Raw genomic sequence first — 13,480 nt, 5'->3', positions numbered from 1 at the left:
TAATTACTGTCCATACGGAACGTATTTGACTAGATCATCGACAACCTGCTCAGGTTTTATCCCCGATGCAGCGGCGTCGTAGCTGAGCATAAGACGGTGTCCCAGCACACTGTGTAGTACAGCTCGCACATCATCAGGGCAAACAAAATCTCGTCCATCAAGCCAAGCGTGTGCCCTCGCGCAACGATCTAGCGCTATACTAGCCCTTGGACTCGCACCGACTTCAATCCATTCTGGGAATTGAGCGTTATCATATTCATCAACATCGCGAGTCGCCATAATAAGATCAACGATGTAGTTTTCCATGACTGGCGAGACATAAATATCAGCAAGTTCTTGCTGTCCGGTAATGATATCAGTTGGCGAAACAACCAATGCACAGTCAGTTTGGTTTACGTTCACAGGGCCGTTTTCTTCCTGCCTAACTAATTTAATAATTGCCAGTTCAGCTGCCTTATCTGGATAAGCCACATTAACCTTTAACGTAAAGCGATCCATTTGTGCTTCAGGTAACGGGTAAGTCCCCTCTTGATCAACAGGGTTCTGTGTTGCTAAAACCATAAATAGATCAGGTAACTTTCGAGTGTGACCAGCAGCTGTTACCGTTCCTTCAGCCATCGCTTCAAGGAGTGCAGCTTGTACCTTGGCTGGCGCCCTATTTATCTCATCGGCTAGCACTAAGTTGTTAAAAATCGGGCCTGGTTGAAAATCTAGTTGCGGTTTACCGGCCACCTCTCGATAGACTTCAGAGCCTGTGACATCAGACGGTAAAAGATCTGGGGTAAACTGTATTCGACCGAAATTAGCTTGCATTGATTCAGCAAGCGATTTTATGGAACGCGTTTTTGCAGTTCCAGGTAATCCTTCTAACAACACATGACCTCGAGTCAACAGAGCTATTATTAAAGACTTAACGACATGATCTTGACCCACAACACTTTTACACACTGCTGTATATAAAGCGCTTAACGCTTTTTGAGATGAATTCACCCGGATTTCCATAACAAACAAGGACTATAGCGTGATTTTAAAGGGTTACATGACCCCTCAATACTGGGAAAAATACTTGAAACTTGTGTTTTAAGTGCTTTGCCTTCATTTCAAATAATCGCGAGAATCATTACAACTGACCAGGGAAATGGTTAAAAATTATCAAACAATCCCCTTATGAATTGATCGAACACATATTAGCCGCGATTGGCTTGATACAAGACTAAACTCTTATGGAAAAATCCAATTGCTCATGTACACTCATAACATACTGACTTAGTGGATAAGTTCATGAGCCAACGTACTCTCCATACACTTTTCAAGCCTAGATCCGTTGCGATAATAGGTGCGTCTAACCAACCTAAACGTGCGGGCAATGTACTGATAAAAAACCTGTTATCAGGTGGTTTTTCTGGACCTATTATGCCGGTAACCCCTAAGTATGAGGCCGTTATGGGAGTACTGGCCTATCCCAATATTGAAGCATTGCCACTTAAGCCTGATCTTGCCATTATCTGCACTGCAGCCAGCAAGGTACCCGCCATTATCGAAACGCTCGCACAGTTTGGCTGCAAAGTCGCAATTGTCATGGCGTCGGGAATGGCCGATGAATTCAATAAAGATGGGATCAGTCTGCTGCACCAAATGGAGCAATATGCGGATCGTTATGGCATGCGGATCTTGGGACCTAATAGTCTTGGTATGATATTGCCGAACATTGGCTTGAATGCCAGTTTAGCCCACACCAGCGCTCTTCCTGGAAAGATCGCGTTTGTATCACAATCAGCAGCAATCTGTACCACTGTTCTCGATTGGGCTAACAATAAGGGGATCGGTTTTTCCTCTTTTATATCACTCGGTGATGCTAACGATATCGATTTTGATGAACTATTGGATTATTTGGGGCGAGATTCAAAAACCGATGCAATTATGCTCTATATCGATTCGGTAAATGAAAAACGTTTGTTTCTATCTGCAGCACGAGCAGCATCTAGAAATAAACCTATTTTAGTTATTAAGTCTGGTCGCAGCACTGAAGGCACAAGTGCAGCCAAACTCCATACCGGCGGTGTTGCCGGTAATGATGCCGTTTATGAAGCCGCTTTTAGGCGTGCGGGCATGTTACGAGTTAATGACTTAATTGAACTATTTGCGGCAGTAGAAACCTTAGCTCACTCAACACCTTTGCAAGGTGAACGCCTAGGGATAATCAGTAATGGTGGAGGCCCTGCAGTTTTGGCTCTGGATGAGCTTATCCTTAGCGGTGGCAAACTACCTCCCCTCGCTGCAGACATCTACCAAAAGCTCAATACTATTTTGCCAAAAAGCTGGTCAGGACAAAACCCTGTCGATATTGGTGGCGATTCCGATGCAAGCCGCTATGCGAAATCTCTTGAGATAATGATGGATAGCGATAATTTAGATGCCATCTTAATATTGCATTCTCCATCGGCATTAGGGGAAAGCGTACAAGTCGCCCAAGCGATTGCGGATACCATCGCCAAACATCCCAATAAGAACAGAGTCAATATATTAACCAATTGGAGCGGTGAAGATTCAGCTTACGAAGCCCGTAGACATTTTTCTAAATCAGGCATCCCTACCTACCGCACACCAGAAGGTGCAGTAGGTGCATTTATGCACATGGTTGAATACCGTCGTAATCAAAAGTTACTGCAAGAGGTGCCGCTTTCGATCCCAGATAATATTCCAGCCAACACGGCCGTAGCACGAGAAAAATTACAAATGGCGTTAAGCCAAGGCAAGACCATATTAGAAACACACGAATCTAGCAGTATATTAGGTGCCTATGGCCTTAATACTATCGAAACCTGGTTTGCCAATACTGCCGAGGAAGCGGTTAACTTAGCTAGAAAAGCAGGTTATCCCATTGCACTAAAAGTACAGTCGCCAGATATACACCACAAATCAGATGTACATGGTGTCATGCTCAACCTCACCTCAGATAATGAAGTTGAACATGCAGCCAAAGCCATAATAGACCGCGTAATATCCCTAGACCCTGATGCTAAAATTGAAGGGTTGATCGTACAAAAAATGGCGCTAACAGCTGGTGCTCAAGAGATAAGAGTCGCAGTAGCCAACGATCCGGTTTTCGGCCCAGCGATACTCCTTGGAGAAGGAGGATCTGAATGGGATCCTACTCAAGATGCATCAGTAGCCCTACCGCCACTAAACATGACGTTAGCTCGTTATATGGTGATCCAGGCACTAAAAACTAAAAAGTTAAAAGATCGTCACCTTCCACTTGGTCTTAATATGAATGCACTGTGTGTTTTACTGACACAAATATCGCATTTAATTATCGACTGTCCTGAAATAGCATCGCTCGATCTCAACCCAGTTCTATGTGCCGGAGAGTCAATCACCTTGCTTGACGTCAATATTCAATTACATAAAGAACCCGTTGATAACGCCGCCAGGCTTGCTATATCCCCTTACCCTAAAGAGCTTGAACAATTAGCAATGCTGAAAAACGGTAATGAAGTGATGCTTAGGCCCATTCTCCCTGAGGATGAGCCAAAACATTTGGCATTTGATAACTCTCTCTCTGATGAGGATAGGTACAAGCGCTACTTTGGCGTTCGCTCAAAAATGACCCACGAAGAGATGGCGGTTCTGACGCAGATAGATTACGCCAGAGAGATGGCCTTTATTGCAACGGCAAAAGGAGATGATGGCGATGATATAACGCTCGGCGCAATCAGAGCTTCAATTGACCCAGATAATACAGAAGCGGAATTTGCCATGGCCGTACGCAGCAATTTCCAAGGGCAAGGCTTGGGCAAGTTGCTGCTTGAAAAACTCATAAACTATTATAAAGCTAATGACACACTCGTTCTCACAGGGTTTACCATGTTTGAAAATCGCAATATGGCGAGTTTAGCTAAACACTTAGGTTTCACAGTAACCTTTGATATGGAAGAACGCCTAATTAAAATGCATATGGATCTTAAGGCATAATTTTGGCTTAGGGTTTAGTTCATATTTTAGTTTAAACGCATTAAAGTGGGCACATTAGCGCCCACCTTTTCAATATGTACTGGTTAAATCCAGCTTAATTCGATTCCGATTCGACCATCACACAATTACGCCCGGCCGATTTAGCACGATACAGCGCCTCATCAGCACGAATAAAGTAGCTATCTTTGCTATCTTCATTTTTCAATGATGCACAGCCAACTGAAACCGTAATATTGCCCAAAGGAAGTTTCTTCTCTTTGCCTATGGTCAGGTTCCGTTTTGCTATTTTTTGTCGCAAATTATTAGCAACAATTTTAGCTTCATCGATTCCCGTATTAGGCAACAGAATGACAAACTCCTCACCGCCGTACCGAGCAACAAAATCATCGCCTTTAACACTCTGTTTCAGTGCCTGAGCTACGTATGTTAGTACCTTGTCACCGATTAAATGTCCATGTACATCGTTGAACTTTTTGAAATGATCAATATCAACCACCAGTAAACTACTTTCAAACTCTTTCTGGTTGAAGGTGTCAATATGACTTATCACTTCTTCGTCAAAAGCACGGCGATTATTAAGTGAAGTTAGCTGATCGGTCATGACAACAGAGCGAAGTTCAGACATCTCAGATTTAAGTGCAGAAACCTCTTGATTAATGGTATTAAGGCTTTGATCCATGGCAATATTAGCATCAATAATACCATCTAATTCGGTGGTAATATCATCGACAAGTTGCTGTAAGACTTCAGAGCTTGGGTTAGTTTTAAGTGCTTTATCGAACGCCTTTAACGACGATGAAAACTTTACATTTCCGTGGCTCATTCCAGCAATTTTAGCAAGCAACTGATTAATTAATAATTGCGTTTCTATCTGCACATTCTCCACGACTTCGGGTGAATGTTGCTGTATATACGTGGTAAACAAACCTTCACATACCGTCGCCGTAAAACTGACTTCGTTTGCTAGTAATCCGTCAATCGCCCGTTTTAAATCTAAATTAATGCCTAAGTAATACTCATACCAAACGGAATAGTTATTCGGTGTAACAGGAATGTTCAGTTCTGACATCTTGGGAACTGCATGCCTTAAAATTCGCGCTGACAACTCGGTCTCAGACAAATGTTGAGCCATATCCATAAATTATCTTCCCCAGGACTAAATATCATACTTATCAATACAATAAACAAAAAAGAGGATGTTGCCATCCTCTTTTTCAATTTATTTACTACTTTCGACTGATTACTACTGTCTGCAGTTTGAAAAAATGTCCTTATCTTGCTGATAAACCTCTGTTCTGACATTCATTAAGCCTAATAAACTATCAAATAGGTTATCGTGAGAGTAATCACCTTGCTCTGCTTCCTTGGCTAGACAACTCAGATCAAGTTTATTTTGTTTGGCAAAACCTGCAGAGAACCAACCTAAGAAAGGCACTTTTGTTTGCTCCTCAGGTGCAAACGCATAGGGGGCACCATGCAAATACATACCACTTTCACCTAACGACTCACCATGGTCGCTGATATAGAGCATTGCAGTATCAAACTCTTCACTTTTTGCCTGAAGCTTTTTAACCACCTGCGACACAATGTAATCTGTATATAGAATGGTATTGTCATAGGTGTTCATCAACTCTTCATCACTGCAGTTCTGAATATCACTGCGCTGGCAATCTGGGGTAAAAAAGCGATGTTCATCTGGGTAGCGCAGGTAGTAAGTCGGGCCATGTGAGCCAATAATATGGAGCACAATAAGGCTATCTTTACTGCTTATAGTACTTAGCCGATCATCAAGTGTATTGAGTAGAACCTGATCATAACAGTATTGTCCATTACATAAATCAGGGTCACTGTCGTGTTCAATAAGTATATTATCGATATTACGACAAACACCTTTACAGCCACTGTCATTGTCAAGCCAATCTAGTCCTATTCCTGCATGATTTAGCACATCGATTGCATTGTCTTGTGCCTTTGCCTGCCTAGACTGGTAATCTTCTCTGTCCATTCTGGAGAACATGCAAGGTAATGACACCGCAGTTGCAGTGCCGCATGAATGCGTATCCTTAAACGTTAATAGACCTTGTCCTTTTGTATGTGCATTCGTCGGCTTGCCATAGCCATAGTATTCATAATTCATCTCGCGCGCGGTTTCACCCACAACCAGTACCACTAAGTTGGGCTTATCATTTTGTTTATTAGTGATGTTTTTTGCATCTAAACCGAGCGGCTTGTATTTAATAGGCTCTTGCAGGTAATTGATATTAATATACTTTGCAGTGGACCCTATAAAGTATGTAGGAATAATATGACGTTTAATAATGTCATTATTACGGCCAAACGATACGTAGTTTTGATAATAGAATATTGCAATAATTCCGATACCAATAAGCATTGTTGCCATAAGGGCCAGTTTATACAACAACTCTTTAGCTAATGGCTTAAATTCAATATTAGCCTTATAAATAAGCAACGCAGGAACAACACCGGTCGCAACAAAATTAAGTACAGAAGCCCAATTTAAATAGGTCATAGCCTCTGCAGAGTTTGTTTCAAAGGTGTTTTCAATCATGCCGTAATCGAAAACAACGCCGTACTGCAACGCAGCAAAAAACACACTTGATGACATTAGCGTTAGCAGGATGAAAAACGGTTTCGCAAGGTACTTAAATGAAAAAATGCTAAATATAAAACTGAGAGCAAAGATTAGAAAGAGCGGGATAGTCGCGATGAACACTAGGTTTACATCCGCTTGCTTTTCTACTCCCTGTTTAACGATTTGAAAAAATGGGATATTAAAAACACAGACATAATAAAGCGCTAGTATGACTGTAAACTGATTACTGCTAAGGCTTTTTAAACGAGATAACACAGTGAGGCACTCTCTTATTATTTGACTAGGATAACAACTATTTGTTTCGGTATTTCGTGCGTGCTAATTGATAATGTCATTATTTCCTTTTAGCACTACTGTCACTCACCATTGACGGTGCAACAATAAAGCAAACATATTAACACCAGCTCAATACATGTTGAATTATTTTACGCATTTCTTTACCTAATACCGCTAATTTGCAGACTAATAGCAATCAGTATAAATATTTGCTCGCTCAGCGAGAGTTTAGCGAGGTTGAGGTAAGGCTATTCAATGCTCTTAGGTTACTCTTCCCGCGTTACTCTTGATAACCACTCCTGCATTATTCTAGCTTCGAGCGTACTTGCTCTTGTACCTCCTTTATCAAACATCCAAGAGGGAGCGAATGCCTTAAGCGTTTCAGGAGCATACTTGGCCATGTGGTTTCCAATGAAGGCAATAGTTAAACTAAGTTCAAGTTCACTAAAAGCATCAAAGCCGCTAAAACTCGCCTTTAACGAACGGTTTTGGCTTGTTACTTCTACGTTGAATACCCCACAGGCGAATAACCAGTGTGTTTGAGTAGATCAAGTTCTTCTACAGACTGGTATAGCTAAAAAACCCATAAAAATATCAAAATGGACCCAGTTATAGGCACCAAAAAAACTAAAAGGTTCAAGCGTTTCTTGAAGAATATACGTTCGAAAGGTACTTTACTTAATAACCTATGAATTTGTCTTCGGGAGTATTTGACGTGAATTGAAGACAAAATGAAGCAAAAATTTGATTACGCCGTGGGCGGCCTATTTAGTTAAGTTGCGGCTTATGTCCGGCACTATACGTTTTGTGCTGAACGATTAAAACTCTTTATTGATACGCTTAAAGAAATCTAACATTTGGCTGCGCTCTTCATCGTTAAAATTGACTGTAAGATCTGCGGTAAGTTGCATATGGAGTTTATCATGCTCTTCAAACATCACTTGGCCTGCATCAGTTAATTCTACTAATATCGAACGACGATCAGTTTCATGGGCACGACGCAACACTAAGCCAGCTTTTACCATTTTATCAACTTGAACGGTTAGCGTACCTGTAGTCACGCCAATTTTCTCTGCCAATTCTTTCATTCTCATTGGACCATTCAAACCTAAGATCTCAACAATGTGTACTTGGGGTAAACTAAAGCCGTTGTCTTTAACGACAGCCATTTCCCAAGACGACAACTTTTCATAAAACTCAATGATGGCGTGATTTAAGTGATCGTCTTGGTTTTTCATCTAATTATATTTCCTGGGCGATTGAATCGTTATTGTGCCTGACAGACCTTATGCACTTCAACGGTTACATGACTTAAAGCCTTAATATTCACTAATTTCTGTTTAATATCATCGCAGTTTGCACCACTTTCACTCACAACGATTAAACTTGCTGCATAGTGATCAGCACTGACTTTCCAAACATGCAGATCAACCAAGCTATCTCCCTCTTTCTCTACTAATTGTTTTATTTCTGCTAAAGGTTTTTGCTTCATGCTAGCATCGAGCAAAATAGGCGCGGTTTGATGCATAAGCCCCCAGGCCCAACGAGAAATAATCACAGCGCCTACAATCCCCATGACGGGGTCTAACCAATTGAGACCTACATACTTTCCTAAAAGTAGTGCACCAATTGCCAACAGTGAAGTCAATGCATCAGCAAGTACATGGAAATATGCTGCTTTAAGGTTATGATCTTCATGACCATGTGAGTGATCATGTTCGTGACTATGGCTATGGTCGTGACTATGACTATGACTATGGCCATGGTCGTGACTATGATGATCTTTTAATAGAAAGACACTGACAACATTAACAACCAAACCTATCACAGCAACCATGATGGCTTGGTCGAAATGTATGTCTTGTGGATTAACCAATCTAACAGCAGATTCGACTAACATCACTAATGCTACAAGTCCTAGGGCCACCGCACTGGTAAACCCGCCGAGCACACTTACTTTCCCCGTACCGTAGGAGAATGTTGGCGAATTTGCATGCTTTCGCGCATAGCGATATGCAAATAAGGTGATCAAAAAAGCTGCCGCATGAGTCCCCATGTGCCAACCGTCAGCTAACAGCGCCATAGAGCCGTATACCGTTCCTGCTATAATTTCTGCAAACATAGTGATAACAGTTAATAGCAATACAATGGCAGTATTGCGTTCTCCGCTACTATTGTGCGCAGCAAAGTTGTGCTTGTGCGTCCATTGTTGGCGTAATTGTTCAGCGTTTCCCATAATCCCCGATCCTTTATGCAACGTTTGTTGTCTTATCATTTAATGTTCTATCGTTATACTTTGCTCAATCTAAGGCGACGATATCTGTATGTAACCTTTAACATAAGCATGCTTATGTCGACATCATGCTTATGCGTTTACACAAGGAAAATATGCGACAAGATTAGCTTGATACTCAACTTATTCTAAAATTAGATATTTTGATAATCAAACTAATATTCCAATAATAACCATAAAACTGCAACACGAATTGAAAATGATGTGATCTAGCGCCAAATAAAAACAGGGCTTCTACGACTAACCTTTGGTTAGCGTTTGTTTAACTGAGTCGACTAGCGTTAAGTAAGCTGGTATTTATGATATTGTTTTAATAGGTTTTTAGATAAAGTAAGAAAAAAAATAAATATTTTAGTCATATTTAACCCCTTTTGGTTTTAATGCCGTTAATAGAGGTATCACAAGTTACTAATTCATTTTTTATTTTGGAGCCATTATGATTTTCAACTCAATATCTAACAAAAAAATACGTATTTTTACCCTAGCATCAGGCCTTCTTCTCGGCGCAGCAACTTTTTCAGCTAGCGCTACATCACCAGTAAAACCTAGCGAGGTGATACAAACTATGATTAAAGCTCAAGCCTATTCAGCGGCGAACTACGTCTCACAAGAAACCTCTAAAATGTTTCCTGCTCCAAAAGAGGGGCAGGTACAACACATATTGACGCTAGACTCATTAGATAATGAAGCTGATTACATGCTTGAGATCCAGGTAGGCCAAACTAAAATGGTAGATTGCAATAAACATGGTCTAACTGGTGAGTTAAAGCAATTATCAGTAAAAGGATGGGGCTACAACTATTACCAGGTCGATTCGATTAATGAAGGGCCAAGCACTATGATGGCCTGTTTTGATAAAGCATTAACTGAACAGTTTTTACCCATTCAAGGTAGCTTAAAAATTCCTTATGACAGCCGTTTACCTAAAGTTATTTATTTACCAGAAAACAGCCAGGTACGCTACAGAGTATGGAAAGTAGATGCGCCATTCGCTTATTCAGGCACTAAAGCTAAATAGTATTTATTTGGAATAAAAAAAAGCTACCTCAAGGTAGCTTTTTTTTAATTGGCGACAGCCATATCTAGTTTAAGGCTTGGGTTTGTAGCTTTTACAGTGCGCCGATTGCTTCTTTACATAGCGCTGTAATTCTATCCCAATCACCCTGCTCCATTGCATCTGTTGGCGCAATCCAGCTACCTCCAATGCAATCTACATTTTTAAGGGCTAAATAGTCTTTATAACTGCTAGGCGTGATCCCGCCGGTTGGGCAAAAACGAATATCTGCAAGCGGTCCAGAAAATGCCTTAAGTGCATTCACGCCACCTGAAGCTTCTGCAGGGAAGAACTTAAAGTTGGTATAGCCAAGTGCCATGCCTTCCATCACTTCAGAGATACTCGCCACACCAGGTATTAACGGTGTGGTTCCAGCCATAGCAGCTTTTAGCAGATCTGTGGTTGCACCTGGGGTGATAACAAATTGCGCACCAGCATTTACCGCCTGAGCTAGTTGTGCTTCATTTAAAATAGTACCTGCCCCCACCAATGCTTCAGGCACTTCTTCTGCTATTTTACTAATGGCTTCAAGAGCACAATCAGTGCGTAAAGTCACCTCTAGTACACTAATACCGCCAGCAACAAGTGCTTTTGCCAATGGCACAGCATGTTCAATCTTATTGATCACCATGACTGGAACAATAGGGCTGCGATTAAAAATATCTTGTGGTTGAATTAACCAGTTATTCTCAAGCATTGCGTTACTCTTCCTTAGTCTTTAATAAATTTCATCTATGGCGCTAGTACTGCGCGCACCGGTTTCAGGACTACTTAAGCTAGCTCTTAGTGCTCCGAAAAGTTCTCGCCCCATGCCGTAGCTTGTCTTTTGTAGGTCGACTTTTTCAGGCATTCTTGCCTGCAGTTCAGCTTCATCAACGAGAAGAGTTAACTCCCCAGTGGTAGCATTGACTCTAACTAAATCACCATTATGGATCTTAGCAATCATGCCACCGTCTAGCGCTTCAGGTGTTAAGTGAATAGCTGCAGGCACCTTGCCTGAAGCACCGGACATGCGGCCATCAGTTAACAGTGCAACTTTAAAGCCTCTATCTTGCAAGGTACCTAATATAGGTGTCAGTTTATGCAGTTCTGGCATGCCAATGGCTTTTGGTCCTTGGCCTTTAACAACCACTACACAGTCTTTATCTAACTCGCCCGCCTTAAAGATCGCTTCGAGCTTGTTTTGATCATCAATGACAACAGCTGGGGCTTCAACGATGCGATGCTGCTCTTGTACTGCAGAAACTTTTATCACTGCTCGGCCCAAGTTACCTTTTAGTAACTTTAAACCACCGTTAGCTTGGAAAGGACTGTTTAAGCTGGTTAGCACTTCTGAGTCTAAACTTGTTTTCTGACCATCGACCCAGGTCAATTCACCGTCACGGATCTGCGGCTCTTGGGTGTAACGCTTCAACCCAAAGCCTGCTACAGTCTCAACATCTTCATGTAAAAGCCCACCATCGAGCAGCTCTTTAATCAAGAAAGCCATGCCACCAGCAGCGTGGAAATGGTTAATATCAGCATGGCCGTTTGGATAAACACGAGCTAGCAGTGGTACCGCATCAGATAACTCTGAAAAGTCGTCCCAGTTAATGATGACACCAGCAGCACGAGCTGCTGCAACAATATGCATCGTCAAATTCGTAGAGCCACCAGTTGCCAGTAGTGCAACAATGCCGTTAACAATCGATTTTTCAGACACGATATGGCCAATAGGTGTGTATTGTGTGCCCATTTCAGTCAGGCGGCACACCTGTTTAGCCGCTGTTTTACTTAACACTTCACGTAAAGGATCATCGGGGTTGACGAAAGATGAACCAGGCAGCTGTAGTCCCATCACTTCAAGCATTAACTGATTGCTATTTGCTGTACCGTAAAAAGTACATGTACCTGCGCTATGATATGATTTTGATTCTGCATCTAGCAGCGCTTCTCTATCGACTTCGCCTTGCGCATACTTTTGACGAATTCGCGCTTTCTCTTTATTAGGAATACCTGACTTCATCGGCCCTGCAGGGACAAATAACATTGGCAGATGACCAAAGCTCAATGCGCCAATAAGTAAGCCTGGTACGATTTTATCGCAAATACCGAGCAGTAGCGCACCGTCGAACATATTGTGAGACAAGCCAACCGCGGTGCCCATAGCAATGACTTCACGGCTTAACAAACTCAGCTCCATCCCCGGTTGCCCCTGAGTGACACCATCACACATCGCAGGAACGCCACCTGCAACTTGCGCAACACTGCCCACCTCATTACAAGCCTGTTTAAGCAGATCTGGGTACTCACCATAAGGCTGATGCGCAGATAACATGTCGTTAAAAGAGGTAACGATACCGATGTTAGCTTTGGTTAGCTGCTTAATAGACGATTTATCAGCTGGATTACACGCTGCAAAACCATGGGCTAAGTTACCGCAGCTCAATGCGCTACGATGTACGCCTCTATTTTTCGCATCTTCTAAAGCCGCAAGGTATTTAGCGCGGGAATCTTTGCTTCGTTCAATAATTCTGTCTGTCACAGACTGTACAACGGTGTGCATAATTACTCCTTAGGCGCTCCAGTAAACATCGACGGGGGTTTTGTGCTGATCGAGAACGGCTCTGATCGGCATTTCACTGCTATCGTTATCTGCTAGTGCTTGTCGGTAAACATCAAGTTTCTGCTCACCAACGATATGTAAATAGATTTGACGGCTTGCAAGAATGCCAGCCTTTGAAAGCGATATACGTGCATGCGGCGCATTACCAGGGGTAACCGCTACACATAAGTCATCGCTTGTTAATGCATGCTCGAGTTCTTTTGCATCAGCGCAAGGGAACCAAGAACAGGTATGTCCGTCATTGCCCATACCAAGGACAACGACATCAAATGGCTTTGGAAAATGTGTTAACTGCTCCGTGGTCATTATTTGACCTTCATAGGGAGAGGAGTACATATTTTTCAAGCCACAAAACTTGGCACTAGCAGCTCGATTTTGCAGTAAATTGTTTCTGACTAACCGCTCATTAGAGTCACTGTGATCGTTATCGACCCAGCGCTCATCTGCTAATGTTATGTAAACATCGTTCCAATCGATGGCTTTTTTACTTAGCAACTCAAAAAGTTTTAATGGCGTCGAGCCACCAGAGACAACCAGACTAGCTTTACCCCTAGCATCAACCGCTTCTTGCAGTTGATTGGCGATACGATCTGCAAGTTGAGTTTCAAGCGCAGCTTTATTGTCAAAGGATTTAAAAACACTTTCTTTAATCATCTTGATCCC

The 13,480-nt window shown here is 42.1% G+C and carries 10 protein-coding genes; 2 read left to right on the top strand and 8 right to left on the bottom strand.

Translation table 11 applies throughout. From position 1 onward, the window contains the following. Window positions 1–3 precede the first annotated feature (3 nt). A complete protein-coding gene (locus SWP_RS10785) occupies window positions 4–1,002 on the bottom strand; it encodes an AAA family ATPase (protein ID WP_020912504.1) in 999 nt (332 codons plus the stop codon). Window positions 1,003–1,281: 279 nt separating this feature from the next. Between SWP_RS10785 and SWP_RS10780 the strand changes: the two genes are divergently transcribed. Further along, window positions 1,282–3,975, top strand: a complete 2,694-nt coding sequence (locus SWP_RS10780; protein ID WP_020912503.1) for a bifunctional acetate--CoA ligase family protein/GNAT family N-acetyltransferase — start codon at window positions 1,282–1,284, stop codon at window positions 3,973–3,975. Between the two features lie 94 nt (window positions 3,976–4,069). Here the strand turns inward: SWP_RS10780 and SWP_RS10775 are convergent, their stop codons facing one another. From SWP_RS10775 to dmeF, 4 genes are all read right to left on the bottom strand, one after another. Next, on the bottom strand, window positions 4,070–5,113 hold the full coding sequence (locus SWP_RS10775; protein WP_020912502.1) for a GGDEF domain-containing protein: 1,044 nt from the start codon (window positions 5,111–5,113) through the stop codon (window positions 4,070–4,072). A gap of 105 nt (window positions 5,114–5,218) precedes the next feature. Next, complete coding sequence (locus SWP_RS10770) at window positions 5,219–6,844, bottom strand: phosphoethanolamine transferase (protein WP_020912501.1); 1,626 nt, start codon at window positions 6,842–6,844, stop codon at window positions 5,219–5,221. A gap of 839 nt (window positions 6,845–7,683) precedes the next feature. Next, window positions 7,684–8,103, bottom strand: a complete 420-nt coding sequence (locus tag SWP_RS10765; RefSeq protein WP_020912500.1) for a MarR family winged helix-turn-helix transcriptional regulator — start codon at window positions 8,101–8,103, stop codon at window positions 7,684–7,686. 29 nt (window positions 8,104–8,132) lie between these two features. Continuing rightward, on the bottom strand, window positions 8,133–9,101 hold the full coding sequence (gene dmeF, locus SWP_RS10760) for a CDF family Co(II)/Ni(II) efflux transporter DmeF (RefSeq protein ID WP_020912498.1): 969 nt from the start codon (window positions 9,099–9,101) through the stop codon (window positions 8,133–8,135). A gap of 493 nt (window positions 9,102–9,594) precedes the next feature. Here dmeF and eco point away from each other — a divergent pair, with 493 nt between their 5' ends. Continuing rightward, a complete protein-coding gene (gene eco / locus SWP_RS10755; protein WP_020912497.1) occupies window positions 9,595–10,176 on the top strand; it encodes a serine protease inhibitor ecotin in 582 nt (193 codons plus the stop codon). A gap of 91 nt (window positions 10,177–10,267) precedes the next feature. On the opposite strand, the gene SWP_RS10750 is transcribed toward eco, so the two are convergent. Genes SWP_RS10750 through pgl form a run of 3 tightly spaced genes read right to left on the bottom strand, consistent with a single transcriptional unit; the run spans window position 10,268 to window position 13,471 of the window. Continuing rightward, window positions 10,268–10,909, bottom strand: a complete 642-nt coding sequence (locus SWP_RS10750) for a bifunctional 4-hydroxy-2-oxoglutarate aldolase/2-dehydro-3-deoxy-phosphogluconate aldolase (protein WP_020912496.1) — start codon at window positions 10,907–10,909, stop codon at window positions 10,268–10,270. A 21-nt stretch (window positions 10,910–10,930) separates the two neighbouring features. Then, entirely contained in the window at window positions 10,931–12,757 is a 1,827-nt protein-coding gene (gene edd, locus SWP_RS10745; RefSeq protein ID WP_020912495.1) for a phosphogluconate dehydratase, read from the bottom strand. Between the two features lie 9 nt (window positions 12,758–12,766). Beyond that, window positions 12,767–13,471: a 6-phosphogluconolactonase gene (gene pgl, locus SWP_RS10740; RefSeq protein WP_020912494.1), complete on the bottom strand. Its 705-nt coding sequence runs from the start codon at window positions 13,469–13,471 to the stop codon at window positions 12,767–12,769. Between the last annotated feature and the right edge of the window lie 9 nt (window positions 13,472–13,480).

Source organism: Shewanella piezotolerans WP3, assembly GCF_000014885.1.
Taxonomy (GTDB): domain Bacteria; phylum Pseudomonadota; class Gammaproteobacteria; order Enterobacterales; family Shewanellaceae; genus Shewanella; species Shewanella piezotolerans.
This window is presented reverse-complemented; position numbering and strand designations above follow the sequence as displayed.